Raw genomic sequence first — 25,974 nt, forward strand, 5'->3', positions numbered from 1 at the left:
CTTCGGGAGCGGCTTTTTTTTGCCTGCAATTTCTCATCTCAAGCCTTGAGGAGATCGCTATGGGAGCGGGTTTACCCGTGACGAGGCCCTCGAAACTCACACATCACTCATCCACAGAAGGCAATCTGTGCTCAGGAACCCTGTGGAAAACCCGCCTTCAGCTCCGTTGATAAGCAGGCTTTTTTGCTGAGGAAAATCTGGCCTGTGGGTAAAGAGCCATTTAATCCACAGGCTAAATCGTGTTATCCATAACCCTCATGGCACTCCAACCACAGGGTTTAATTTCTCTCTACAAGCCATGAACAAAGGGCTACAGAACCTTATCCACAGACAAGGCTGTGCATAAGAATAAACATAAAAACAAAGCTTTTTTAAATTTTTCCTCTTTGTTTTCTGTTGTTTGCCACTCATCCACAGACTGGTCAAAATTTGCTCAGACGGTTTCTTTAAAGGGGGTGAAGTCCCTATACTTGTCCGCTTACCTTCTCTATTCGCAAAAACAGGCACGAGGTGCGTGGTGGATTTCCCTTCCCGTTTTGAAGTGATCGTCATCGGCGGCGGCCATGCCGGTACCGAGGCTGCGCTTGCGTCTGCACGCATGGGTGTGAAAACCCTGCTGTTGACCCATAACGTGGAAACCCTCGGTCACATGAGCTGCAACCCCGCCATCGGCGGTATTGGCAAAAGCCATCTGGTCAAAGAGATCGATGCCCTCGGTGGCGCCATGGCGCTGGCCACCGACAAGAGCGGCATCCAGTTCCGCGTTCTGAACAACCGCAAGGGCCCGGCCGTACGCGCCACCCGAGCACAGGCCGACCGCGCCATCTACAAGGCAGTGGTGCGTGAAATCCTGGAAAACCAGCCGAACCTGTGGATATTCCAGCAGTCCTGCGACGACCTGATCGTCGAGCAGGACCAGGTCAAAGGCGTGGTGACCCAGATGGGCCTGCGTTTCTTCGCCGAATCGGTGGTACTGACCACCGGTACCTTCCTCGGCGGCCTTATCCACATTGGTTTGCAAAACCATTCCGGCGGCCGCGCCGGTGATCCGCCTTCGATCGCCCTGGCCCACCGCATGCGTGAGCTGCCGCTGCGCGTCGGCCGCCTGAAAACCGGTACGCCGCCACGCATCGATGGCCGCTCGGTGGACTTCTCGGTGATGACCGAGCAGCCAGGCGATACGCCGATCCCGGTGATGTCGTTCATGGGCAATGCCGAAATGCACCCACGTCAGGTGAGCTGCTGGATTACCCACACCAATGCGCGCACCCACGAGATCATCGCCTCGAACCTCGACCGTTCGCCGATGTACTCGGGCGTGATCGAAGGTGTCGGTCCGCGCTACTGCCCGTCGATCGAAGACAAGATCCACCGATTCGCCGACAAGGAAAGCCACCAGGTGTTCATCGAGCCGGAAGGCCTGACCACCCATGAGCTGTACCCCAACGGTATTTCCACTTCGCTGCCGTTCGACGTGCAGCTGGAACTGGTGCGTTCGATCCGTGGCATGGAAAACGCCCACATCGTGCGCCCGGGCTATGCCATCGAATACGACTACTTCGACCCGCGCGACCTCAAGTACAGCCTCGAAACCAAAGTCATCGGTGGCCTGTTCTTCGCCGGGCAGATCAACGGCACCACCGGTTACGAAGAAGCCGGTGCCCAGGGCCTGCTGGCCGGTACCAACGCCGCGCTGCGTGCGCAGGGCCGCGACAGCTGGTGCCCACGCCGCGACGAGGCATACATCGGCGTGCTGGTCGACGACCTGATTACCCTGGGTACTCAAGAGCCGTACCGCATGTTCACCTCGCGTGCCGAATACCGCCTGATCCTGCGCGAAGACAACGCCGACCTGCGTTTGACCGAGAAAGGCCGCGAACTGGGCCTGATCGATGACCAACGCTGGGCCGCCTTCTGCGCCAAGCGCGAGGGTATCGAGCGCGAAGAGCAGCGCCTGAAGTCGACCTGGGTGCGCCCGAACACCGAGCAGGGCCAAGCCATTGTGGATAAGTTCGGCACCCCGCTTAGCCACGAGTACAGCCTGCTCAACCTGCTGGCGCGCCCGGAAATCGACTACGCCGGCCTGATCGAGGCGACCGGCGGTGATGCGATCGACCCACAAGTTGCCGAGCAGGTCGAGATTCGTACCAAATACGCCGGTTACATCGATCGCCAGCAAGACGAAATCGCCCGCCTGCGTGCCAGCGAAGATACCCGCCTGCCTGTGGATATCGACTACTCGACCATTTCCGGCCTCTCCAAGGAAATCCAGGGCAAGCTTGGCCAGACCCGTCCGGAAACGTTGGGCCAGGCTTCGCGCATCCCGGGCGTGACCCCGGCGGCGATTTCCCTGTTGCTGATTCACTTGAAAAAACGCGGCGCTGGCCGCGAATTGGAGCAAAGCGCTTGAGTTCCCTGGTCACCCCGCAACACGCAGAAGAGTTGTCCACAGGTGCCCGCCAGCTTGGCGTCGAGCTGAGCACCGAGCATCACGAAAAGCTGCTCGGCTACCTGGCCCTGTTGATCAAATGGAACAAAGCCTACAACCTAACCGCAGTGCGCGACCCCGACGAGATGGTGTCGCGGCACCTGCTGGATAGCCTCAGCGTCATGCCGTTTATCCACAGCGAGCGTGTCAACTGGCTGGATGTGGGCAGCGGCGGAGGCATGCCTGGTATTCCCTTGGCTATCCTGCATCCGGACAAGCGCGTGACGGTGCTTGACGCCAATGGCAAGAAGACCCGCTTCCTGACCCAGGTGAAAATGGAGCTCAAGCTGGACAACCTCACGGTTATCCACAGCCGGGTCGAGGCCTTCCAGCCAGCGCAGCCGTTCGACGGCATCATCTCCCGTGCCTTCAGCAGCATGGAGAACTTCACCAACTGGACCCGCCACCTGGGCGACACCGGGACGCAATGGCTTGCAATGAAGGGGCTGCATCCTGCCGATGAACTGGTAGCATTGCCCGCAGACTTCACAGTGGAAAGCGAACAGGCCCTGACCGTTCCGGGTTGCCAGGGCCAGCGCCATCTGCTGATACTGCGCCGCAAGGCATGACTGGGAACACACGCAACAATGGCTAAGGTATTCGCAATCGCGAACCAGAAAGGTGGTGTGGGCAAGACAACCACCTGTATCAATCTCGCCGCCTCGCTGGCGGCGACCAAGCGTCGTGTGCTGCTGATCGACCTCGATCCGCAGGGCAACGCCACCATGGGCAGCGGTGTGGACAAGCACGAGCTCGAGCACTCGGTCTACGACCTGCTGATCGGAGAATGCGATTTGGCCCAGGCCATGCATTACTCCGAGCACGGCGGTTTCCAGTTGCTGCCGGCCAACCGCGACCTGACCGCCGCCGAGGTGGTGCTGCTGGAAATGCAGGTCAAGGAAAGCCGTCTGCGCAACGCGCTGGCGCCCATCCGCGAGAACTACGACTACATCCTCATCGACTGCCCACCGTCGCTGTCGATGCTGACGCTGAACGCCTTGGTCGCTTCCGATGGCGTGATCATCCCCATGCAGTGCGAGTACTACGCACTGGAAGGTCTCAGCGACCTTGTGGATAACATCAAGCGCATCGCTGCCCGGTTGAACCCGGAGCTGAAGATCGAGGGCCTGTTGCGGACCATGTACGATCCGCGCCTGAGCCTGAACAACGATGTTTCGGCGCAGCTGAAGGAGCACTTTGGCCCGCAGCTGTACGACACGGTCATTCCGCGCAACATTCGCCTGGCCGAGGCCCCGAGCTTCGGCATGCCGGCACTGGCTTACGACAAGCAATCGCGAGGCGCGCTGGCTTATCTGGCCCTGGCCGGGGAACTGGTACGCCGTCAACGCCGTCAATCACGCACTGCACAAACAACTTAAGGAATCCGTATGGCCGTCAAGAAACGGGGTCTCGGACGTGGGTTGGATGCACTGCTCAGTGGTCCTTCCGTCAGCGCGCTCGAAGAGCAGGCTGTGAAGATCGACCAGAAAGAACTGCAACACCTGCCGGTCGAGCTGATCCAGCGTGGCAAGTACCAGCCGCGCCGGGACATGGACCCGGAGACGCTGGAAGAGCTTGCGCACTCGATCCGCAACCATGGCGTGATGCAGCCGATCGTGGTGCGCCCGATTGGCGACAACCGCTACGAGATCATCGCCGGTGAGCGCCGCTGGCGCGCCACGCAGCAGGCCGGCCTGGACACGATCCCGGCCATGGTCCGGGAAGTGGCCGATGAAGCGGCCATTGCCATGGCGCTGATCGAGAACATCCAGCGCGAAGACCTCAACCCGCTGGAAGAGGCCCTGGCCCTGCAGCGCCTGCAGCAGGAATTCGAGCTCACTCAGCAGCAGGTGGCCGACGCCGTAGGCAAGTCGCGGGTGACCGTGGCCAACCTGCTGCGTCTGATTACGCTGCCTGAGGCGATCAAGACCATGCTCGCCCACGGTGACCTGGAGATGGGCCACGCCCGTGCATTGCTCGGTCTGGAAGAAAACCGTCAGGAGGAGGGGGCGCGTCATGTTGTCGCACGTGGCCTCACCGTGCGCCAAACTGAGGCACTGGTGCGTCAGTGGCTCAGTGACAAGCCTGATCCGGTCGAGCCGAGCAAACCTGATCCGGATATCGCACGCCTTGAACAGCGGCTCGCAGAGCGCCTGGGCTCGGCTGTCCAGATCCGTCATGGCAACAAGGGCAAAGGCCAGTTGGTTATTCGTTACAACTCCCTTGACGAGTTGCAGGGCGTGCTTGCTCACATCCGCTGAAACAATTCCTGTTGTAGCGCGCAGTCGGAAATCACTACCGAAGAGTTGAATAGGGGTTAATCCACCCCTATACTCTGCGCGCATTTTGTCGGCACAAATTATGCCAAGTCATAACTGACTTGTTGGTCGACTTCCGAGGAGCAGTTGTGATGGAAATCCGCACGCCAAACCGCCTGCCTTTCCATCGCTGGGCGGTTTTTCCGGTACTGCTGGCTCAATTCGTCGTACTACTGCTGGCAACCTTGGTGTTGTGGCAGTGGAAAGGGGTGGTCAGTGGATATTCAGGCCTTTGCGGAGGTTTGATTGCCTGGCTGCCCAATGTGTACTTCGCCTGGAAGGCTTTTCGCTTCAGCGGAGCTCGGGCGGCACAAGCCATCATCAAGTCGTTTTACGCTGGCGAGGCAGGCAAGATGATTTTGACGGCAGTGCTTTTTGCACTGACCTTTGCAGGAGTGAAGCCATTGGCGCCGTTAGCAGTATTCGGCGTCTTCGTGCTGACCCTTTTGGTCAGCTGGTTCGCGCCCCTGCTGATGAATAAAAGACTTTCGAGACCTTAGGGCGTTTGAGGCAACCATGGCAGCAGAAACCGCTTCGGGCTATATCCAGCACCACTTGCAGAACCTGACCTACGGTCAACTACCAGACGGCAGCTGGGGCTTCGCCCATTCGGCTGCAGAAGCCAAGGCAATGGGCTTCTGGGCGTTCCACCTGGACACCCTGGGTTGGTCCGTCGCGCTGGGTCTGATCTTCCTGTTCATCTTCCGCATGGCGGCCAAGAAGGCGACTTCCGGCCAACCTGGCGGTCTGCAGAACTTCGTTGAAGTGATGGTCGACTTCGTCAACGGCAGCGTGAAGGACTCCTTCCACGGCCGTAGCCCGGTAATCGCTCCGCTGGCGCTGACCATTTTCGTCTGGGTATTCCTGATGAACGCCGTCGACCTGGTACCGGTCGACTGGATTCCTCAGCTGGCCATCCTGATTTCCGGTGACCCGCACATTCCGTTCCGCGCCGTGTCGACCACCGACCCGAACGCGACCCTGGCCATGGCCTTCTGTGTGTTCGCCCTGATCATCTTCTACAGCATCAAGGTCAAGGGCCTGGGCGGCTTCATCGGTGAGCTGACCCTGCACCCGTTCGGCAGCAAGAACATCTTCGTTCAGATCCTGCTGATTCCGGTCAACTTCCTGCTGGAATTCGTCACCCTGATCGCCAAGCCGATCTCGCTGGCACTGCGTCTGTTCGGCAACATGTATGCCGGCGAACTGGTGTTCATCCTGATCGCAGTCATGTTCGGCTCCGGCCTGCTGTGGCTGAGCGGCCTGGGTGTGGTGCTGCAATGGGCGTGGGCTGTGTTCCACATCCTGATCATCACCCTGCAAGCTTTCATCTTCATGATGCTGACCATCGTCTACCTGTCGATGGCGCACGAAGATAACCATTAAGACCGCCTGGCGTGTCTGATAGCCTTCCTCGCCTGTTCGGGGGGAGGGCTTAAAAAGTCCGCAAGGGCAGCTGTACTCACGATTTGTTTTACCGCTTCAAACTAAAAACCTAACCAATACGACGTAAAAGTCGGGAGGAAAGATGGAAACTGTAGTTGGTCTGACCGCTATCGCTGTTGCTCTGCTGATCGGCCTGGGTGCTCTGGGTACCGCCATTGGTTTCGGCCTGCTGGGCGGCAAATTCCTGGAAGGCGCTGCTCGTCAACCAGAAATGGTTCCGATGCTGCAGGTCAAAATGTTCATCGTTGCCGGTCTGCTCGACGCCGTAACCATGATCGGTGTTGGTATCGCTCTGTTCTTCACCTTCGCGAATCCGTTCGTTGGTCAGATCGCCGGCTAATCACTCGTCACCACGAGTTGATGGCTGTATGAATTAAGACCGAGCGAGGTGTTGGCGTGAACATTAATGCAACCCTGATTGGCCAATCCGTTGCTTTTCTGATTTTTGTACTCTTCTGCATGAAGTATGTATGGCCTCCGGTCATCACTGCTCTGCAAGAGCGCCAAAAGAAGATTGCCGACGGCTTGGACGCTGCCAACCGCGCAGCTCGCGACCTGGAGCTGGCCCAAGAAAAAGCGGGTCAGCAACTGCGTGAAGCTAAAGCACAGGCAGCCGAAATCATTGAGCAAAGCAAGAAACGCGCTGCTCAGCTTGTCGAGGAAGCCCGTGAACAGGCCCGCGTCGAAGCTGACCGTGTGAAGGCTCAGGCTCTGGCCGAGATCGAACAGGAACTGAACAGCGCTAAAGACGCCCTGCGTGCCCAAGTGGGTGCCCTGGCCGTTGGCGGTGCCGAAAAGATCCTTGGCGCCACAATCGATCAAAACGCGCATGCGGAGCTGGTTAACAAACTGGCCGCTGAAATTTAAGCGAGGGCGATCATGGCAGAACTGACCACGTTGGCCCGACCTTACGCTAAGGCTGCCTTTGAGCATGCCCAGGCCCATCAGCAACTGGCCAATTGGTCAGCCATGCTCGGCCTGGCTGCTGCGGTGTCGCAAGACGACACCATGCAGCGCCTGCTCAAGGCCCCGCGACTGACGAGCGCAGAAAAGGCCGCCACGTTCATTGACGTGTGCGGTGACAAGTTCAATGCACAGGCACAGAATTTCATTCATGTTGCCGCGGAAAACGACCGTCTCCTGCTTCTGCCGGAGATTGCCGCCCTGTTCGACCTGTACAAGGCCGAGCAAGAGAAATCCGTGGACGTGGAAGTCACCAGTGCCTTCGCGTTGAACCAAGAACAGCAAGACAAACTCGCCAAGGTTCTCAGTGCACGGTTAGGCCAGGAAGTGCGCCTGCACGCGTCGGAGGATGCCAGCCTGATTGGCGGCGTCGTCATCCGCGCTGGTGACCTGGTAATCGATGGCTCTGTTCGCGGCAAAATCGCGAAACTGGCCGAAGCATTGAAATCTTGAGTTTGAAGGGGCAGCAGAGCAATGCAGCAACTCAATCCTTCCGAAATTAGTGAAATCATCAAGGGCCGCATCGACAACCTCGATGTGAGCTCCCAAGCCCGTAACGAAGGTACCGTTGTTTCGGTATCCGACGGTATCGTGCGGATCCACGGTCTGGCCGACGTCATGTACGGCGAAATGATCGAGTTCCCTGGCAGCGTATTCGGCATGGCCCTGAACCTGGAGCAAGACTCCGTAGGTGCAGTGATCCTGGGTGCATACGACACCCTCGCCGAAGGCATGAGCGCCAAGTGCACCGGCCGCATCCTGGAAGTTCCTGTTGGTAAGGAACTGCTGGGTCGCGTCGTTGACGCACTGGGCAACCCGATCGACGGCAAAGGTCCTCTGGGCAACACCCAGACCGACGCAGTCGAGAAAGTGGCTCCAGGCGTCATCTGGCGTAAGTCGGTAGACCAGCCTGTACAGACTGGCTACAAGTCCGTCGACGCCATGATCCCTGTCGGCCGTGGCCAGCGCGAGCTGATCATCGGTGACCGTCAGATCGGCAAGACCGCCATGGCCATCGACGCCATCATCAACCAGAAAGACTCCGGTATTTTCTGTGTTTATGTTGCTGTCGGCCAGAAGCGTTCCACCGTTGCCAACATCGTTCGCAAGCTGGAAGAAGCCGGCGCCCTGGCCAACACCATCGTGGTCGTTGCCAGTGCTTCGGAATCCGCCGCACTGCAGTTCCTGGCGCCATACGCCGGCTGCACCATGGGCGAGTTCTTCCGTGACCGCGGTGAAGACGCCCTGATCGTTTACGATGACCTGTCCAAGCAGGCCGTTGCTTACCGTCAGATCTCCCTGCTGCTGCGCCGTCCACCAGGACGTGAAGCGTACCCAGGCGACGTGTTCTATCTCCACTCCCGTCTGCTGGAGCGTGCTTCGCGCGTTTCGGAAGAGTACGTCGAGAAGTTCACCAACGGCGCAGTCACTGGCAAAACCGGTTCCCTGACCGCTCTGCCGATCATCGAAACCCAGGCTGGCGACGTTTCCGCGTTCGTTCCGACCAACGTGATTTCCATCACCGACGGTCAGATCTTCCTGGAATCGGCCATGTTCAACTCGGGCATCCGCCCTGCAGTGAACGCCGGTGTTTCGGTATCCCGCGTAGGTGGTGCCGCTCAGACCAAGATCATCAAGAAGCTGTCCGGTGGTATTCGTACCGCGCTGGCTCAGTACCGTGAACTGGCTGCATTCGCCCAGTTCGCGTCCGATCTGGACGAAGCGACCCGCAAGCAGCTGGAGCATGGTCAGCGCGTTACCGAGCTGATGAAGCAGAAGCAGTACGCGCCAATGTCCATCGCAGACATGGCCCTGTCGCTGTACGCCGCTGAGCGTGGCTTCCTGACTGACGTAGAAGTCTCCAAGATCGGCAGCTTCGAGCAAGCACTGATCGCCTTCTTCAACCGTGATCACGCCGAACTGATGGCGAAGATCAACGTGAAGGGTGACTTCAACGACGAAATCGACGCAGGCCTGAAAGCCGGTATCGAGAAGTTCAAGGCCACCCAGACCTGGTAAGCCGCAGCGGGGGCCGTGGCCCCCGCTTGCTAACCTGATAGGTGATACATGGCAGGCGCAAAAGAGATTCGCAGTAAGATTGCGAGCATCAAAAGCACGCAAAAAATTACCAGCGCCATGGAGAAAGTGGCGGTCAGCAAAATGCGCAAGGCACAAATGCGCATGGCTGCTAGCCGTCCTTACGCGGAGCGTATCCGCCAGGTGATCGGTCATCTGGCCAACGCCAACCCCGAATACCGCCACCCGTTCATGATCGAGCGCCCTGTAAAGCGCGCCGGTTATATCGTGGTGAGCAGTGACCGTGGTCTGTGCGGTGGCTTGAACACCAACCTGTTCAAGGCCCTGGTCAAGGACATGAGCGCAAACCGCGAACAGGGCGTGGAAATCGACCTGTGCGTGATCGGCAGCAAGGGTGCGACTTTCTTCCGCATCTTTGGCGGCAACGTCGTAGCCGCGATCAGCCACTTGGGCGAAGAGCCATCGATCAACGATCTGATCGGCTCCGTCAAAGTGATGCTGGACGCCTACCTGGACGGCCGTATCGATCGCCTCTCGGTGGTTTCGAACAAGTTCATCAATACCATGACCCAGAAGCCAACGGTCGAGCAATTGGTACCGTTGGTGGCAACCCCGGATCAGGATCTCAAGCATCACTGGGATTACCTGTACGAACCCGACGCAAAAGAGCTGCTGGACGGCTTGATGGTGCGTTACGTGGAGTCGCAGGTGTACCAGGCGGTGGTCGAGAACAACGCTGCTGAACAAGCGGCCCGGATGATCGCCATGAAGAACGCCACAGACAACGCCGGTGATTTGATCAAAGAGCTTCAGTTGATCTACAACAAGGCGCGTCAGGCTGCGATCACCCAGGAGATCTCGGAAATCGTCGGCGGCGCTGCCGCGGTTTAACGGTTCACATATTCAGAGGATCCAGCTATGAGTAGCGGACGTATCGTTCAAATCATCGGCGCCGTCATCGACGTGGAATTCCCACGTGACGTCGTGCCGAGTGTTTACAACGCGCTGAAAGTACAAGGCGCGGAAACCACCCTGGAAGTTCAGCAGCAGCTGGGCGACGGCGTGGTTCGTACCATTGCGATGGGCTCGACCGAAGGCCTGAAGCGCGGTCTGGAAGTCGTTGACTCCGGCGCTGCCATTTCCGTTCCTGTTGGTAAGGCCACCCTGGGCCGTATCATGGACGTACTGGGCAACCCGATCGACGAAGCCGGCCCGATCGGCGAAGAAGAGCGTCGCGGTATCCACCAGCCAGCGCCTTCGTTCGCTGACCAGGCAGGCGGCAACGACCTGCTGGAGACCGGCATCAAGGTTATCGACCTGGTTTGCCCGTTCGCCAAGGGTGGTAAGGTTGGTCTGTTCGGTGGTGCCGGTGTTGGCAAGACCGTAAACATGATGGAACTGATCCGTAACATCGCCATGGAACACAGCGGTTACTCCGTGTTCGCTGGTGTGGGTGAGCGTACTCGTGAGGGTAACGACTTCTACCACGAGATGAAGGACTCCAACGTTCTCGACAAGGTAGCGCTGGTCTACGGTCAGATGAACGAGCCACCAGGAAACCGTCTGCGCGTAGCGCTGACTGGCCTGACCATGGCTGAGAAGTTCCGTGACGAAGGTAACGACGTTCTGCTGTTCGTCGACAACATCTATCGTTACACCCTGGCCGGTACCGAAGTATCCGCACTGCTGGGCCGTATGCCTTCGGCAGTAGGTTACCAGCCGACCCTGGCTGAAGAGATGGGCGTTCTGCAAGAGCGCATCACCTCCACCAAGGAAGGTTCGATCACCTCCGTTCAGGCCGTTTACGTACCTGCGGACGACTTGACCGACCCGTCGCCAGCGACCACCTTCGCCCACTTGGACGCCACCGTCGTTCTGTCCCGTGACATCGCCTCCCTGGGTATCTACCCAGCGGTCGACCCACTGGACTCGACTTCGCGCCAGCTGGACCCGAACGTGATCGGCAACGAGCACTACGACACCGCTCGTGGCGTTCAGTATGTTCTGCAGCGCTACAAAGAGCTGAAGGACATCATCGCGATCCTGGGTATGGACGAACTGTCCGAGACCGACAAGCAACTGGTAGCCCGCGCTCGTAAGATCCAGCGCTTCCTGTCGCAGCCGTTCTTCGTGGCCGAAGTCTTCACCGGTTCGCCAGGCAAGTACGTTTCCCTGAAAGACACCATCGCTGGCTTCAGCGGCATCCTCAAAGGTGACTACGACCACCTGCCAGAACAAGCGTTCTACATGGTCGGCAGCATCGACGAAGCGATCGAGAAAGCCAAGAAACTGTAATTCCTGCGCCCCGCAAGGGGCGCTATCAGGTTGAGGCAAGCAGATGGCTATGACAGTCCATTGCGATATCGTCAGCGCGGAAGGAGAGATTTTCTCCGGCCTGGTCGAGATGGTAGTTGCGCACGGTAACCTGGGTGATCTCGGTATCGCTCCAGGCCACGCGCCGCTGATCACCAATCTCAAGCCTGGTCCGATCACGCTGACCAAGCAGGGTGGCGCCCATGAGGTGTTCTACATCTCTGGTGGCTTCCTCGAGGTTCAGCCAAACATGGTCAAGGTGCTTGCCGATACCGTGCAACGTGCTGCAGACCTGGATGAAGCTCAGGCTCAGGAAGCCCTCAAGGCTGCTGAGAACGCCCTGAATCTGAAAGGCGCGGACTTCGACTACGGTGCCGCCGCCGCACGTCTGGCCGAGGCCGCAGCCCAGCTGCGCACCGTCCAGCAAATGCGCAAAGGCAAGTAATCGGCCTTTGGCTGATAACTTCTGTTGCGATTGAGTAAAAGGGTAGCCTCGGCTACCCTTTTTCTTTTTCTGATTTCTCCCCCCGGTCATTCCACTGACCGCCCAGGATTGGTAGCCAGTAATGTCACTCGATATCGTTATTCTCGCCGCCGGCCAAGGCACCCGCATGCGCTCGGCGCTGCCCAAGGTGCTGCACCCGGTAGCCGGCAACTCCATGCTCGGCCATGTTATCCACAGTGCGCGCCAACTGCAGCCGCAAGGTATTCATGTTGTGATTGGCCATGGTGCCGAGCTGGTTCGCGAGCGCCTTGCCGCTGACGACCTGAACTTCGTCATGCAGGATAAGCAACTGGGTACCGGCCATGCTGTTGCCCAGGCTCTGCCGGCGCTGACTGCCGACACCGTGCTGGTGTTGTACGGTGACGTGGCATTGATCGAAGTGGAGACCCTGCAGCGCCTGTTGGACAAGGCCAACGACCAGCAGCTGGGCCTGCTCACTGTTACCCTGGACGACCCGACAGGTTATGGCCGTATCGTCCGTGACGAGCAGGGCAAGGTAACTGCCATCGTTGAGCACAAGGACGCCAACGACGTGCAGAAAGCGATCAAGGAAGGCAACACCGGTATCTTGGCGTTGCCAGCTGCGCGCCTGGCTGACTGGATGGGCCGTCTGTCTAACAACAACGCCCAGGGCGAGTATTACCTGACCGACGTCATCGCCATGGCAGTGGCCGATGGCCTGGTAGTGGCTACCGAACAGCCGCACGACCCGATGGAAGTGCAGGGCGCCAATGACCGCCGCCAGCTGTCCGAGCTGGAGCGTCACTACCAGCTGCGTGAAGGCCGCCGCCTGATGGCCCAGGGTGTAACCCTGCGCGACCCGGCACGCTTCGATGTACGGGGTGAAGTGACCGTTGGTCGTGACGTGCTGATCGACATCAACGTGATTCTCGAAGGCAAGGTGGTCATCGAGGACGATGTGCAGATCGGCCCTAACTGCGTGATCAAGAACACCACCCTGCGCAAAGGCGCGGTGGTCAAGGCTAACAGCCACCTTGAAGGCGCCGTGATGGGCGAGGGTAGCGACGCTGGCCCGTTCGCCCGCCTGCGCCCAGGCAGCGTGCTGGATGCCAAAGCCCATGTGGGTAACTTCGTGGAACTGAAAAACGCCCACTTGGGCGAAGGCGCCAAGGCCGGTCACCTGACCTACCTGGGCGATGCCGAAATCGGTGCGCGCACCAATATTGGCGCCGGTACTATCACCTGCAACTACGATGGCGCGAACAAGTTCAAGACCGTGATGGGTGAGGACGTGTTCATCGGTTCGAACAACTCGCTGGTAGCGCCTGTGGAAATTCAGGCCGGCGCGACCACTGCAGCCGGTTCGACCATCACTCAGGCTGTCGAAGCCGGTGACCTGGCGGTGGCCCGTGCGCGCCAGCGCAACATATCGGGCTGGAAGCGCCCGGAAAAAATCAAGAAGAGCTGATTTGTTCACAGCTGTTTGGATCGAAAGCCGACTTATGTGAGTAAGTCGGCTTTTTTATTGGTTTTTTGCGGTGCCTGTAGGGCTGCAGCGAATCGGGTTAAAACTATCCACAGGGCAGCGACAGCTTGACGAATCGTTCATCTTAGGTTTTGATTGCAATCATTATCTTTCGAAACGAAACTTAAGCACTCATGTCGAAACGAAATACCCCACAGCGGCGGCACAACATCCTGGCGTTGCTCAGTGAGCAGGGCGAGGTGAGCGTGGACGCTTTGGCTAAACGTTTCGAGACTTCGGAAGTAACCATTCGCAAAGATCTCGCCGCTCTCGAAACCAACGGCCTGCTGCTACGCCGCTACGGTGGTGCGGTACCCGTGCCGCAAGAACTGCTCGGTGAGCCGGCCCAGCCTGTGTCTTCCTACAAGAAGGCCATCGCCCGTGCCGCGGTTGGTCGAATCCGCGAACATGCGCGCATCATCATCGACAGCGGCAGCACCACGGCAGCCATGATCCCCGAGCTGGGGCGTCAGCCAGGCCTGGTGGTGATGACCAATTCGCTGAATGTGGCCCGTGCCATCAGCGACCTTGAACACGAGCCGGTGCTGCTGATGACCGGCGGTACCTGGGACCCGCATTCCGAGTCGTTCCAGGGCCAGGTGGCCGAGCAGGTTTTGCGCTCTTACGATTTCGACCAGCTGTTCATCGGTGCCGATGGCATCGACCTCGGCCGGGGTACCACCACCTTCAACGAACTGCTGGGGCTTAGCCGGGTCATGGCTGAAGTTGCCCGCGAAGTGATCGTGATGGTCGAGTCGGACAAGGTGGGGCGCAAGATCCCTAACCTCGAGCTGCCCTGGAGCAGCGTGCACACCCTTATTACAGACGAACGACTGCCCGCAGCGGCACGTGAACAAATTCAAGCCCGCGGCATCAACCTGATCTGCGCCGCGATCAGCCAGGAGCAATAAAACATGTGTGGAATCGTTGGTGCCATCGCCGAGCGCAATATCACAGCCATCCTGATCGAAGGCCTCAAGCGTCTGGAGTACCGCGGGTACGACAGCGCAGGCCTGGCTGTTCTTACCCAAGGCGGTGAATTGCAGCGCCGTCGCCGTATCGGCAAGGTCAGTGAGCTGCAAGCCGCTGTAGCGGCTGACCCACTGGCTGGCCAGCTGGGTATCGCCCATACCCGTTGGGCTACCCACGGTGCGCCGACCGAAGGCAACGCCCACCCGCACTTCTCGGGCAATGAAGTGGCGGTGGTGCACAACGGTATCATCGAGAACCACGAAGAGCTGCGTGAAGAGCTGAAAGGCCTGGGCTACACCTTCACCTCGCAGACCGACACCGAAGTGATCGTCCACCTTATCCACAACACCCTGAAGAGCACTCCAGACCTGGCCGATGCGCTGAAAGCCGCCGTCAAGCGCCTGCATGGCGCTTATGGCCTGGCACTGGTCAGCGCCAAGCAACCCGACCGACTGGTAGCTGCACGCAGCGGCAGCCCTCTGGTCATTGGCCTGGGCCTTGGCGAAAACTTCCTGGCGTCCGACCAGTTGGCCCTGCGCCAGGTCACTGACCGCTTCATGTACCTGGAAGAAGGCGACATCGCTGAAATTCGCCGTGATCAGGTCACCATCTGGGACGAGAACGGCCACAAGGTCCAGCGCGAAACCGTGCAGTACCATGAAGGTGCCGAGGCTGCTGACAAGGGCAACTATCGCCACTTCATGCTCAAGGAAATCCACGAGCAGCCAAGCGTCGTTCAGCGCACCCTGGAAGGCCGCCTGGGCAAGGACAACGTGATGGTCCAGGCCTTCGGCCCGAAGGCTGCCGAACTGTTCGCCAAGGTGCGCAATGTGCAGATCGTTGCCTGCGGCACCAGCTACCACGCAGGCATGGTCGCCCGTTACTGGCTGGAAAGCCTGGCCGGCATCCCGTGCCAGGTGGAAGTGGCCAGCGAGTTCCGTTACCGCAAGGTGGTGGTGCAACCGGATACCCTGTTCGTTTCGATCTCGCAGTCCGGCGAAACCGCCGATACCCTGGCCGCGCTGCGCAACGCCAAAGAGCTGGGCTTCCTCGGCAGCCTGGCGATCTGCAACGTGGGCATCAGCTCGCTGGTACGCGAGTCGGACCTGACCCTGTTGACCTTGGCCGGCCCGGAAATCGGTGTGGCCTCGACCAAAGCCTTCACCACCCAGCTGGTGTCGCTGATGCTGCTGACCTTGGCCCTGGGCCAGGTGCGCGGTACCCTGGAAGCCGGTGTCGAAGCCGAGCTGGTTGAAGAACTGCGTCGCCTGCCGACCCGCCTGGGCGAAGCACTGGCGATGGACGCCACTGTCGAGAAGATCGCCGAGCTGTTCGCCGATAAACACCACACCCTGTTCCTTGGCCGTGGTGCGCAATACCCGGTGGCGATGGAAGGTGCGCTCAAGCTCAAGGAAATCTCGTACATCCACGCTGAAGCCTACCCGGCAGGCGAGCTGAAGCACGGCCCGCTGGCGCTGGTGGACAACGACATGCCGGTGGTTACCGTTGCGCCGAACAACGAGCTGCTGGAGAAGTTGAAGTCCAACCTGCAGGAAGTGCGTGCCCGTGGCGGCGAGCTGGTCGTGTTCGCCGACGAGCAGGCTGGCATGACCAATGGTGAAGGCACCCATGTGATCAAGGTGCCGCACATTGCCGATGCCTTGGCGCCAATCCTGTACACCATTCCGCTGCAGCTGCTGTCCTACTATGTCGCTGTGCTCAAGGGTACCGACGTTGACCAGCCGCGTAACCTGGCCAAGTCGGTTACGGTTGAGTAAGTAGCGGACAGTCGCTGTTCAAGAGCCCTCCACACGGAGGGCTTTTTGTTCCTGTCAGATCTGCATTGCCATACCGTCCACATTCATCGCCGCCTGGCGCAATGCCTCGGAGCGGGTCGGGTGCGGGTGGCAGGTGAGGGCGATATCTTCCGCCGAGGCCGAGAACTCCATGGCCACGCAGAATTCGCCGATCATTTCGCTGACACTTGGGCCTACCAGGTGCACACCCAGCACCTCATCGGTTTCGGCATCGGCGATAACCTTGGCGAAGCCTTCGGTTTCGTGGTTGATCTTGGCGCGGCTGTTGGCGGTGAAGGGGAACTTGCCGACCTTGTAGGCACGGCCTTCAGCCTTGAGCTGCTCTTCGGTCTTGCCCACGGTGGCCAGCTCCGGGCGGGTGTAGATCACGCCCGGGATGAGGTTGTAGTTGACCTCGTGTGGCTTGCCGGCGATGCGCTCGATACAGGCCACCGCTTCGTCTTCGGCTTTATGTGCCAGCATCGGGCCGGAGGTGACGTCGCCAATCACCCAGACACCCGGCACGGATGTGCGGTGGTGTTCGTTGGCGAGCATGCCGCGCTTGTCGGTTTCCAGGCCTACGCTTTCCAGGTTCAGCCCTTTGGTATAAGGGCGGCGGCCGATAGCCACCAGCACATAGTCGGCCTGCAGTGATTCTGCCGTGCCACCGGCGGCAGGTTCCAGCACCAGGCTCACGCCGTCGGCACTGGCGGTGGCCTGGGTCACTTTGCTACCCAACTTGAACACCATGCCCTGCTTGGCCAGTGCCTTTTGCAGGGTCTTGGCGGTTTCCGTGTCGGTGCCCGGGCAAATACGGTCGAGGTATTCGATGACCGTGACCTGGCTTCCCAGGCGGCGCCAGACCGAACCCAGCTCAAGGCCGATCACACCGGCACCGATGACGACCAGGTGCTTGGGCACTTGGGGCAGGGACAGCCCACCGGTCGAATCGATGATGCGCTGGTTGTCGATGGTCACGCCCGGCAGCGGGGTGGGTTCGGAGCCGGTGGCAATGACAATGTCCTTGGCCTGCAGCGCAGTTTCGCTGCCGTCTTCGGCCTTGACCACAACCTTGCCAACGCCATCCAGGCGGCCCCAGCCCTTGATCCAGTCCACTTTGTTTTTGCGGAACAGATACTCAATGCCTTTGGTCAGCCCGGTTACGCTCTCGTCCTTCTGTTTCATCATCTGGGCGAGGTTGAGGGTGGGTTTTACTTCGATACCCAGGTGGGCGAACTCGTCGCCACTGGCAGCCTCGTACAGTTCGGAAGCGTGCAGCAACGCCTTGGACGGCATGCAGCCCACGTTCAGGCAGGTGCCGCCCAAGGTCGAGCGGCCTTCCACACAGGCAACGGTCAGGCCCAGCTGGCCGGCGCGGATGGCGGCGTTGTAGCCACCAGGGCCACCGCCGATGATCACCACGTCATAGGATTTCATGGGTTCAACTCCAGGATGAAGAAGCGCGAGAGGGGCACAAGGTTAAGCTGAGATGCTAGAATTGTATACAATCCTCTATGTGGATAAGATCAGTTGGTTCTAGACCATGGTCTCGTATAGGGGAAACCTTCCACGAATGAACTACTCTGATCCGGCGACGTTCGAAATATCAGGCGTCGTGGCCATATACGGACAGGAGGGTCGTTCATGCTTGCTCAACTTCCACCGGCACTGCAGAGTTTGCATCTGCCGCTGCGGCTGAAACTGTGGGACGGAAACCAGTTCGATCTGGGGCCGAGCCCGCAGGTCACGATCCTGGTCAAGGAGCCTCAGCTTATTGGCCAGTTGACCCACCCAAGCATGGAACAGCTGGGCACAGCATTCGTTGAAGGCAAGCTGGAACTGGAAGGCGATATCGGTGAAGCCATTCGTGTGTGCGATGAGCTGAGCGAAGCGCTGTTCACGGACGAAGATGAACAGCCGCCGGAACGCCGATCTCATGACAAGCGCACTGACGCCGAAGCCATCTCTTACCACTATGACGTATCCAACGCCTTCTACCAGTTGTGGCTGGATCAGGATATGGCCTATTCCTGTGCCTACTTCCGTGAACCGGACAACACGCTCGACCAGGCGCAGCAGGATAAATTCGATCACCTGTGCCGCAAGCTGCGGCTGAATGCCGGTGACTACCTGCTAGACGTTGGGTGTGGTTGGGGTGGGCTTGCGCGTTTTGCAGCACGCGAATATGACGCCAAGGTGTTCGGTATTACCCTGAGCAAGGAGCAGCTCAAGCTCGGCCGGCAGCGTGTCAAAGCCGAGGGCTTGGCCGACAAAGTGGACCTGCAGATTCTCGATTACCGCGATTTGCCTCAAGATGGTCGCTTCGACAAAGTGGTCAGCGTGGGCATGTTCGAGCATGTCGGGCATGCCAACCTGGCGCTGTATTGCCAGAAACTGTTCGGTGCTGTCAGGGAAGGCGGGCTGGTGATGAACCACGGTATCACCGCCAAACACGTCGATGGCCGTCCGGTAGGGCGGGGTGCAGGTGAGTTCATCGACCGTTATGTATTCCCCCACGGTGAGCTCCCTCATTTGTCGATGATCAGCGCCAGTATCTGTGAAGCGGGGCTGGAGGTGGTAGACGTGGAAAGCCTGCGTCTGCACTACGCCAAGACCTTGCACCACTGGAGCGAAAACCTGGAGAACCAGTTGCACAAAGCCGCGGCGCTGGTGCCGGAAAAAACCCTGCGTATCTGGCGCCTCTACCTTGCTGGCTGTGCCTATGCGTTTGAGAAAGGCTGGATCAACCTGCACCAGATTTTGGCAGTGAAGCCTTATGCGGATGGCCACCACGATTTGCCATGGACGCGGGAGGACATGTATCGCTGAACCCCATGGCCGCCTCTGCAAGGGAGGCGGCCTTTCTCACAGAATGGGTGAAATCAGTCGCGCAATCCGCATCCCCAATTGCTGTAGCCGATGTGTATCGCGGCTGTCCTCCGCAGTAATCTCCCGCGCCTGTTCAAAGTCTTTGATCAGCATGTGTTCGACCTGGTCGGCGAAGTTGCGGTCGACCGTTAGCAGGGTGATCTCGAAGTTCAGCCGGAACGAACGGTTGTCCAGGTTGGCACTGCCGATTGCGCTTACCTCATCATCTACCAGCACCACCTTCTGATGCAGGAAGCCGGGCTGGTAGCGGAACATGCGCACACCCGCGCGCACGGCTTCGAAGGCGAACAGGCTGGAGGCGGCATAGACGATGCGGTGGTCTGGCCGTGACGGGATCAGTACCCGCACATCGACACCCCGTAGTACCGCCAGGCGCAGTGCAGCAAAGACCGCTTCGTCCGGGATGAAGTAAGGGCTGGTGATCCATACCCGCCGGGTAGCGGAATGGATCGCCTCGAGGAAGAACAACGAGCAGGTTTCCTGCGGGTCGGCGGGGCCGCTGGCCAACGCCTGGCACAGCACGCCGTTATCCGGGTAGGCATCCGGCAGAATCAGCGGCGGTAGCTGGCGCGTGGCCCAATACCAATCCTCGGCGAACGACTCCTGCAGGCAGGCCAGCACCGGCCCGCTGATCTGCACATGGGTGTCGCGCCAGGGCGACAGCTGAGGATGCTCTCCGAGGTATTCGTCCCCCACGTTGTGGCCGCCGATAAAGCCGAGCAGGCCATCCACCACCACAATCTTGCGATGGTTACGGAAGTTCACCTGGAAGCGGTTGAACCAGCCGCGGCGGGTGGCGAAGGCATGGATCTGCACACCACCGTTGCGCAGTTGCTGGCTGTAGCTGGCCGGCAAGGCATGGCTGCCGACGCGGTCATACAGTACGAACACCTGTACCCCCTCGGCGGCCTTGCGCAACAGCAGTTGCTGCAGTGCCTTGCCGAGGGTGTCGTCATGAATGATGAAGAACTGCACCAGCACCACATCGCGTGCCTTTTCGATAGCCGCGAAGATGGCATCGAATGTGGCTTTGCCATTGACCAATAGCTTTACTTGGTTGTTCGCAAGGCAAGGCATGCGCCCCAGCTTGGGCATGGCGCGCAAGGCTGCGTAGCTTTCCGACTCGCGGGCGGTGAGAGCTTCTTCCACCCAAGGCCGCCAGTTTAGGTTGGCCATGGCCACGTGCATTTCCTGGTTCGCCTGGCGCCGGGCCTTGATGTAGGCATAGAACGAGCGGGCGCCGAAGATCAGGTAGGGGATCAAGGTGAGGTAAGGGATGAAGAACAGGGGCATGGCCCAGGCAATCGCGCCTTGGGCGGTGCGTACAGTGAACAGTGCGTGGAGCGCGGCGACGACACCCAACAGGTGGATAAGGCCGAGTAGGTAACCAAAAAAGTAGGGGCTGTGGTAATCCATATGCATCCTGCTTGCCGAGTACACTTGGGGTAACAGAACACGTTCCCGGCCCGCCTTGCAACCCGCAGGTGGATTTGGCGTCTAAGGCTCAGCCCGGCCCGTTTGGCCGGCTTTTCTCAGGAGCGTTCATCCATGAAGATTCGTCTGCCACTGTTGGCGTTGGCCCTAGGTATGAGCAGCCCGCTGGTGCATGCCCAGATGCTGCAGCCGGGTTTGTGGGAGCTGACCACCAGCAACATGCAGGTCGATGGCAAGCCGTTACCTGACATGGCGTTCATGCTCGGCCAGCTGAAAAACCTGCCGCCCGAGCAGCGTGCCATGATGGAAGGGGTGTTGGCCAAACAGGGGGTGACCGTTGGAGGAAATGGCGTGCGTTCGTGCCTGACGCCAGAGCAGGTGGCAACCAATGACATCCCGCTGCAAGACCCGAAATCCGGCTGCACTCAGAAGATCACCGACCGAACCGGTAATGTGTGGAAGTTCCAGTTCAGCTGCCCGAAGGCTCAGGGCAGTGGCCAGGCTACTTTCCTCAGTGATCGTGAATTCACCACCCAGGTCAGTGGTACGTTCAACGCTTCAGGGGTGCAGCAGCAAGGCAGCATGAACACCCGTGCGGTGTGGTTAGGCAATGACTGCGGCGCGGTTAAACCGCGCAGCTGATATTCCATTGCCACTGGCTGGTGGCAACCGCGTCGTGGGCATGCAGGCTTTCTGCATGTTCCACACGCAGCTTGAAAGCGGTACTCCATTCAACTTGCCGTAGTGCCTTGTGCAGGCGTCGGGCGGCGTCCTCACAGAACATCAAGTTTTGCCCGTTGGCCAAGGCGAAGGCTTGTTCATCTGCGCGCTTCACTGCTGTCTGCACCGCTGTACCCAAGCTCGCCTCTATACGATCGATCAGTTCGGTAATTGGCAGCACCTGCTGACTGCTGTGCAGGCGCACCTGAATCTGAGCCTTGCTTCGCTGGCTATGAGGTGTAGCTACAATTCCTTCGGCACTGCCAAGCCATTGCAGAACGGCAGATTTATCAACCTGCTGCTCGCTGAAGCTCGCCTGAAACTGTTGTTGAATCAGCTGCCTTGCAAGTGCTGCCGAGCAAGGGCAGGTCGAGGAGTAAGGCACGGAAACCGATAGTTCCACGTGGAACATTTCATTTTCGATTCGCGCATCGACGGTTACGGCATAGCTTTTCCAGCCTGCCAAGGGGCTGACCAACGCAGGTCTTTTCAGCAGATGCTCGAAGCTGAGTCGCAAGTAGGCAGCGGAAGACAGACCGTCATGGCTGGACAGAAAATCTTCCAGGAGCTGCCTCATTGCCAGCGGTGTGAGTGGCTGGTGTTCCAATGACTCCAGTGCAAGGTAAAGCCGCGACATATGGATGCCGCGTGAACTGCCATCCACCAGGCTTACCCCTGCATCGACTTTGGCAGCTGCGGTACGCCCTTCGAACTGCACAGGCAGGGCAATTCCGCACATGCCAACCCAGCTCAACGGCAAGGTGTGCTTCTGGGTTTGTGCGGCGATATCGGGGAGCTTGAGCTGGGTCATTTGGCTTTCCAGATAAAAAGAGGCATCAACGGCAACCGCCAATCAAGCTGCAATGCAGGTTGAAGCGCTGCCCGCTGGAGCTGGATACGCGGTTCAAAGTGGTCCAGCCAACACGGCGGCTGTGGCCCACCCAGGCCTCACCATCGCTGGCCAGGCCGGTGAAAAAGGTCAACGTGCCGTAGCGGCTGTTGGTTTGTGCCCATAGTCGCCGGGTGGCGTGGTCGTAGCCGCGCAGGTAGAACGTACTGCCGTCGGTGCGCACGCTGTAGTAACTACCTTTGCTGTCCTGGCAGGCGAGCAGTGTGGCGCTTCGCGTACAAAGCGCCAGCGTACTGGCTTGTGGCATGGCCAACAGCACGTTGGGCACAGCGAGCAGCAGCAACGCCATGGCGCGTGACAGATACATGTTTTATCCCCGGTAAGCACTCGTCCGTCGAGAACGGCTTGGCGAAATTGTATTGTTACTTTATAACATTGTGCAATGCATCGTTTCGAATGCGTCCGCCTGAAGAGGTTCGCCATGCCCAATCGTCTCCCCGTCACCGTGCTGTCCGGCTTTCTTGGCGCCGGCAAGAGCACTTTGCTCAACCATGTATTGCGTAACCGTGAGAACCTGCGGGTCGCGGTTATCGTCAACGACATGAGTGAAATCAACATTGATGCCAGCGAGGTGCAGCGCAATGTGAGCCTCAACCGCGCTGAAGAGAAACTGGTCGAAATGAGCAACGGCTGCATCTGCTGCACATTGCGTGAAGACTTGCTTGAGGAGGTGGCGCGGCTGGCCGAAGAAGGGCGTTTCGATTATTTGCTGATCGAGTCTACTGGCATCTCGGAGCCACTGCCGGTGGCAGAGACATTCACCTTCCGTGACGAACAGGGCCGTAGCCTGTCCGATATGGCGCGCCTGGACACCATGGTTACGGTGGTCGATGGCTTGAACTTCTTGCGCGATTACCAGGCAGCAGACAGCCTGGCCAGCCGTGGCGAAACGTTGGGTGAAGAAGACGAGCGGTCGATCAGTGACCTGCTGATCGAACAGGTCGAGTTCGCCGATGTGCTGTTGCTGAGCAAGATCGACTTGATCAGCCAGCATGAGCGTGAAGAACTCATCGCCATCTTGCGCAGCCTCAATGCACGGGCGCAGATCGTGCCCATGGTCATGGGCCAGGTACCGCTGGCGCGTATCCTCGACACTGGCCTGTTCGACTTTGACCAGGCAGCCCAAGCGCCGGGCTGGCTGCGGGAGCTGCGTGGTGAGCATGTGCCGGAAACCGAAGAGTATGGAATCGCGGCCATGACCTGGCAGGCCCGACGTCCGCTTCATCCACAGCGCTTTTTCGACTTTATCCACACGCAATGGAGCAATGGGCGGCTTTTGCGTTCCAAAGGTTTTTTCTGGCTGGCCAGCAAGTACCAGGAAGCCGGTAGCTGGTCGCAGGCGGGCGGAATGATGCGCCACGGTCTGGCTGGCCGCTGGTGGCGTTTCGTGCCTCGCGAGCAATGGCCGCAGGATGTGGATAACACTGGCGCGATCTTGAAACACTGGACGGCTGAGACCGGTGATTGCCGCCAAGAGTTGGTGTTCATCGGGCAAAACATCGACTTCGAAAAATTATCCACAGCCCTTGATGCCTGCCTGTTGACGGACCAGGAAATGGATTTGGGCCACATGGGCTGGTTGCGTTTGCCCGACCCGTTCGGCCCATGGCACGAAGAGGTGGCAGCATGAACTTGGCACACCGGCCTGTGGATATCTTTCAGGTGTTCGGCGAAACCCCGCAAGTGCTGACAGAAGTACTGCAGGATGGTGTGAACCTGGCCGTTTGGCGCCGACGGTTGCCGGCGCAGCTGGAAGACTTTGCGGACCTGTTGATAAGTCTTGGTCAGCCCTTGGCTGATCAACGGGTAATCGATGTGGATGAGCAGCAAACACCGGTATTGCCCGATCTGATGCGTGAAGCGGCAGATTTACACGGCTATGAGGCGTTCGTTGCTGATGTGACCTGGCTGGTGGCGGCTTACACCTGCCTGGTTGGCGCTCGACGGGTTGGCTTGCGTCTGCGGGTACTGGCTGGCCCCATGTGCCCGCGTTTCCATGTGGATAACGTGCCGTTGCGGTTGCTCACCACTTACGTCGGCCCAGGCAGCGAGTGGTTGCGAGAGCAGGAAAGCCCGCGTGGGGAGTTACACACAGCCCAAGTTCCTGTGGGTAACATTCAGCATCTGCACGCTGGCGAAGTGGCCATACTTAAAGGTGAGAAGTGGCAAGGTAACGAGGGCGCAGGGCTGGTGCATCGTTCGCCTTCGGGCCAGCAGGGGCGTCTGTTGCTCAGCCTTGACTGGCTTGCCTGACAGCGCATAGTGAGGCATCGCCACCGCTTGAAGCCATGCCATGCTGCAGAACATACCCACCCACGTGATAGCCGGCCCGCTGGGGGCCGGCAAAACCACCCTGATCCGTCATCTGTTGGCTCAGCGCCCAGCCCATGAGCGTTGGGCTGTATTAATCAATGAGTTTGGCCTGGTAGGGCTGGATGCGGCCTTGCTCAGCCGTGACGAAGATGGCATCGCCATCGGGGAAGTCGCAGGCGGCTGCCTGTGCTGTGTCAATGGCATGCCGTTCCAGGTGGGCTTGGGTCGGTTACTGCGCAAATCCCGGCCTGATCGGCTGTTTATCGAACCTTCCGGGCTGGGTCACCCATTGCAGTTGCTTGCTCAGCTGCAACAGGCTCCTTGGGCCGGAGTGCTGACAATCAAGCCCTTCCTGATGGTGGTGGATGCGCAATCCATGGCGCGTGACGAGCCGCTTCCAGAGGCTCAACAGCAGGCTTTCGATATGTCTGAAAGCGTGGTTTTCAACAAATCAGAAGTTGTGGATGAAAAATGTAAGTTGTTGATAACTAATAAATTTAAAGACAAGAAAATCATCTGGGCCGAGCAGGGGAAAGTGCCATTCTCAAACCTACCCGGCAGCCCTGAGCAGATTGTCGACAGCCCATTTGAGGAGGACCGGATTGTCGACAATCTTGAGAGTAGCCCAGGAATATTGTGGACAGACCCAGGTCAGCCTATCTGTCTTGCCCAGCAGGGGGAGGGAGGTTGGAGTATTGGCTGGCGCTGGCACCCGGGCCAACAGTTTTATCCACAGCGGGTACAGGTGTTCTTGCGCGCATGGCCCTGGCGTCGCGCCAAGGGTGTTATCCACAGCGTGGATGGCTGGCAATCATTCAATGGGCTGAGGGGAGACATGCCCGCCTGGCAGCCTAGCGACTGGCGCAGGGACTCCCGTATCGAGCTGATTTTCGATCAGCCGCAATCGCAACCCGCACTGCAAGCCGGGTTGAGCGAGTGCCGCGTCAGTTGATCAATTGCGCCAGCGGTTGTGCTCCTGGCGCCACTGCTGCATTTCGATGACGTTGTCGGTGCGCGGTGGTGTCTTGATTTCGAACGGATAGGGTGCGAGTTCGATCTGCACACTGTGGGCGCCGAACTGGGTCACCGTGCCGGGATGGCGCTGCTCGCCGGTAACGGTGAACTCGAAGGCGTAGATGCGCGCCAGGCGCTTGCGGCCGTTGGCATCGCGCACAAAGGCGATACGCTTGAGCGCGACGGCGTCGTCGAGCAATTCGAGGTCAAGCTTGGCGCAATGCTGTTTCACCCGTTCCAGGGCTTTTTCGCGCAACCCATGGTTGTGCCACAACCAGGCGCCTGCCGTGGCTACCAGCATCAGGACGAAGAGGTTCTCCAGGGTCAACATTTGCATATGCTCCAAACAGGTAGATCCAGCTTAACTGCG

The 25,974-nt window shown here is 59.2% G+C and carries 26 protein-coding genes; 21 read left to right on the plus strand and 5 right to left on the minus strand.

The annotated features are described in order from the left end of the window. Positions 1 to 517 precede the first annotated feature (517 nt). The 16 genes from mnmG to glmS all read left to right on the plus strand — a co-directional run bounded on the left by mnmG (position 518) and on the right by glmS (position 16,306). On the plus strand, positions 518 to 2,410 hold the full coding sequence (gene mnmG, locus FHW75_RS00615) for a tRNA uridine-5-carboxymethylaminomethyl(34) synthesis enzyme MnmG (protein ID WP_025754224.1): 1,893 nt from the start codon (positions 518 to 520) through the stop codon (positions 2,408 to 2,410). Continuing rightward, a complete protein-coding gene (gene rsmG / locus FHW75_RS00620) occupies positions 2,407 to 3,057 on the plus strand; it encodes a 16S rRNA (guanine(527)-N(7))-methyltransferase RsmG (RefSeq protein WP_105947118.1) in 651 nt (216 codons plus the stop codon). Before mnmG ends, rsmG begins: the two co-directional genes overlap by 4 nt. An 18-nt stretch (positions 3,058 to 3,075) precedes the next feature. Beyond that, positions 3,076 to 3,867 carry a ParA family protein gene (locus FHW75_RS00625; RefSeq protein ID WP_012274913.1) on the plus strand — a complete coding sequence of 264 codons (792 nt, stop codon included), beginning with the start codon at positions 3,076 to 3,078 and terminating at the stop codon, positions 3,865 to 3,867. Positions 3,868 to 3,876: 9 nt separating this feature from the next. After that, complete coding sequence (locus tag FHW75_RS00630; RefSeq protein ID WP_016712770.1) at positions 3,877 to 4,749, plus strand: ParB/RepB/Spo0J family partition protein; 873 nt, start codon at positions 3,877 to 3,879, stop codon at positions 4,747 to 4,749. Positions 4,750 to 4,898: 149 nt separating this feature from the next. After that, positions 4,899 to 5,306 (plus strand): F0F1 ATP synthase subunit I, encoded by a 408-nt coding sequence (locus FHW75_RS00635; protein WP_183673031.1) that lies wholly within the window; start codon positions 4,899 to 4,901, stop codon positions 5,304 to 5,306. Positions 5,307 to 5,322: 16 nt separating this feature from the next. Then, positions 5,323 to 6,192, plus strand: a complete 870-nt coding sequence (atpB, locus tag FHW75_RS00640) for a F0F1 ATP synthase subunit A (RefSeq protein WP_003260030.1) — start codon at positions 5,323 to 5,325, stop codon at positions 6,190 to 6,192. A gap of 142 nt (positions 6,193 to 6,334) precedes the next feature. Next, a complete protein-coding gene (atpE, locus tag FHW75_RS00645) occupies positions 6,335 to 6,592 on the plus strand; it encodes a F0F1 ATP synthase subunit C (RefSeq protein ID WP_003097235.1) in 258 nt (85 codons plus the stop codon). 56 nt (positions 6,593 to 6,648) lie between these two features. After that, the gene (locus FHW75_RS00650) at positions 6,649 to 7,119 is read left to right on the plus strand and encodes a F0F1 ATP synthase subunit B (protein WP_003253189.1); all 471 of its coding nucleotides are present in this window, start codon (positions 6,649 to 6,651) and stop codon (positions 7,117 to 7,119) included. A 12-nt stretch (positions 7,120 to 7,131) separates the two neighbouring features. Continuing rightward, positions 7,132 to 7,668: a F0F1 ATP synthase subunit delta gene (locus FHW75_RS00655; protein WP_003253191.1), complete on the plus strand. Its 537-nt coding sequence runs from the start codon at positions 7,132 to 7,134 to the stop codon at positions 7,666 to 7,668. Positions 7,669 to 7,689: 21 nt separating this feature from the next. Next, on the plus strand, positions 7,690 to 9,234 hold the full coding sequence (gene atpA, locus FHW75_RS00660; protein ID WP_016712768.1) for a F0F1 ATP synthase subunit alpha: 1,545 nt from the start codon (positions 7,690 to 7,692) through the stop codon (positions 9,232 to 9,234). A gap of 48 nt (positions 9,235 to 9,282) precedes the next feature. Then, on the plus strand, positions 9,283 to 10,143 hold the full coding sequence (gene atpG, locus FHW75_RS00665) for a F0F1 ATP synthase subunit gamma (RefSeq protein ID WP_003253195.1): 861 nt from the start codon (positions 9,283 to 9,285) through the stop codon (positions 10,141 to 10,143). Between the two features lie 27 nt (positions 10,144 to 10,170). Next, positions 10,171 to 11,547, plus strand: a complete 1,377-nt coding sequence (gene atpD / locus FHW75_RS00670; RefSeq protein WP_016502294.1) for a F0F1 ATP synthase subunit beta — start codon at positions 10,171 to 10,173, stop codon at positions 11,545 to 11,547. Between the two features lie 43 nt (positions 11,548 to 11,590). Then, on the plus strand, positions 11,591 to 12,010 hold the full coding sequence (locus FHW75_RS00675) for a F0F1 ATP synthase subunit epsilon (protein WP_010955886.1): 420 nt from the start codon (positions 11,591 to 11,593) through the stop codon (positions 12,008 to 12,010). A 121-nt stretch (positions 12,011 to 12,131) separates the two neighbouring features. Continuing rightward, positions 12,132 to 13,499 (plus strand): bifunctional UDP-N-acetylglucosamine diphosphorylase/glucosamine-1-phosphate N-acetyltransferase GlmU, encoded by a 1,368-nt coding sequence (gene glmU, locus FHW75_RS00680; RefSeq protein WP_183673033.1) that lies wholly within the window; start codon positions 12,132 to 12,134, stop codon positions 13,497 to 13,499. A gap of 191 nt (positions 13,500 to 13,690) precedes the next feature. After that, positions 13,691 to 14,467 (plus strand): DeoR/GlpR family DNA-binding transcription regulator, encoded by a 777-nt coding sequence (locus tag FHW75_RS00685; RefSeq protein WP_016712766.1) that lies wholly within the window; start codon positions 13,691 to 13,693, stop codon positions 14,465 to 14,467. Positions 14,468 to 14,470: 3 nt separating this feature from the next. Then, positions 14,471 to 16,306 (plus strand): glutamine--fructose-6-phosphate transaminase (isomerizing), encoded by a 1,836-nt coding sequence (glmS, locus tag FHW75_RS00690; RefSeq protein WP_016712765.1) that lies wholly within the window; start codon positions 14,471 to 14,473, stop codon positions 16,304 to 16,306. Between the two features lie 54 nt (positions 16,307 to 16,360). Here glmS and lpdA read toward each other — a convergent pair whose 3' ends face one another. Further along, positions 16,361 to 17,761 carry a dihydrolipoyl dehydrogenase gene (lpdA, locus tag FHW75_RS00695; RefSeq protein WP_183673035.1) on the minus strand — a complete coding sequence of 467 codons (1,401 nt, stop codon included), beginning with the start codon at positions 17,759 to 17,761 and terminating at the stop codon, positions 16,361 to 16,363. A 207-nt stretch (positions 17,762 to 17,968) separates the two neighbouring features. Here lpdA and cfaB point away from each other — a divergent pair, with 207 nt between their 5' ends. Beyond that, positions 17,969 to 19,153: a C17 cyclopropane fatty acid synthase CfaB gene (gene cfaB, locus FHW75_RS00700; protein WP_025754226.1), complete on the plus strand. Its 1,185-nt coding sequence runs from the start codon at positions 17,969 to 17,971 to the stop codon at positions 19,151 to 19,153. A gap of 36 nt (positions 19,154 to 19,189) precedes the next feature. Here the strand turns inward: cfaB and cls are convergent, their stop codons facing one another. After that, complete coding sequence (cls, locus tag FHW75_RS00705; RefSeq protein ID WP_025754227.1) at positions 19,190 to 20,629, minus strand: cardiolipin synthase; 1,440 nt, start codon at positions 20,627 to 20,629, stop codon at positions 19,190 to 19,192. Between the two features lie 132 nt (positions 20,630 to 20,761). Between cls and FHW75_RS00710 the strand changes: the two genes are divergently transcribed. Further along, positions 20,762 to 21,289 carry a DUF3617 domain-containing protein gene (locus tag FHW75_RS00710; RefSeq protein WP_016712761.1) on the plus strand — a complete coding sequence of 176 codons (528 nt, stop codon included), beginning with the start codon at positions 20,762 to 20,764 and terminating at the stop codon, positions 21,287 to 21,289. Here the strand turns inward: FHW75_RS00710 and folE2 are convergent. Together folE2 and FHW75_RS00720 are read right to left on the minus strand one after the other, a co-directional pair. Beyond that, complete coding sequence (folE2, locus tag FHW75_RS00715; RefSeq protein ID WP_161989583.1) at positions 21,273 to 22,178, minus strand: GTP cyclohydrolase FolE2; 906 nt, start codon at positions 22,176 to 22,178, stop codon at positions 21,273 to 21,275. The two genes, FHW75_RS00710 and folE2, sit on opposite strands and share 17 nt — an antisense overlap. Before the next feature lie 25 nt (positions 22,179 to 22,203). Continuing rightward, on the minus strand, positions 22,204 to 22,584 hold the full coding sequence (locus tag FHW75_RS00720; protein WP_019099170.1) for a hypothetical protein: 381 nt from the start codon (positions 22,582 to 22,584) through the stop codon (positions 22,204 to 22,206). A gap of 114 nt (positions 22,585 to 22,698) precedes the next feature. Here FHW75_RS00720 and zigA point away from each other — a divergent pair, with 114 nt between their 5' ends. Genes zigA through FHW75_RS00735 form a run of 3 tightly spaced genes read left to right on the plus strand, consistent with a single transcriptional unit; the run spans position 22,699 to position 25,542 of the window. Beyond that, entirely contained in the window at positions 22,699 to 23,907 is a 1,209-nt protein-coding gene (zigA, locus tag FHW75_RS00725) for a zinc metallochaperone GTPase ZigA (protein ID WP_019099169.1), read from the plus strand. Next, on the plus strand, positions 23,904 to 24,530 hold the full coding sequence (locus tag FHW75_RS00730; protein WP_019099168.1) for a DUF1826 domain-containing protein: 627 nt from the start codon (positions 23,904 to 23,906) through the stop codon (positions 24,528 to 24,530). Before zigA ends, FHW75_RS00730 begins: the two co-directional genes overlap by 4 nt. 40 nt (positions 24,531 to 24,570) lie before the next feature. Next, positions 24,571 to 25,542, plus strand: a complete 972-nt coding sequence (locus tag FHW75_RS00735; protein ID WP_183673037.1) for a GTP-binding protein — start codon at positions 24,571 to 24,573, stop codon at positions 25,540 to 25,542. Here FHW75_RS00735 and FHW75_RS00740 read toward each other — a convergent pair whose 3' ends face one another. Then, positions 25,543 to 25,935, minus strand: coding sequence for a DUF3301 domain-containing protein (locus FHW75_RS00740; RefSeq protein WP_016712755.1), 393 nt, complete (start codon positions 25,933 to 25,935; stop codon positions 25,543 to 25,545). Positions 25,936 to 25,974 lie beyond the last annotated feature (39 nt).

This window comes from Pseudomonas sp. OG7 (genome assembly GCF_014192825.1).
Taxonomy (GTDB): domain Bacteria; phylum Pseudomonadota; class Gammaproteobacteria; order Pseudomonadales; family Pseudomonadaceae; genus Aquipseudomonas; species Aquipseudomonas monteilii.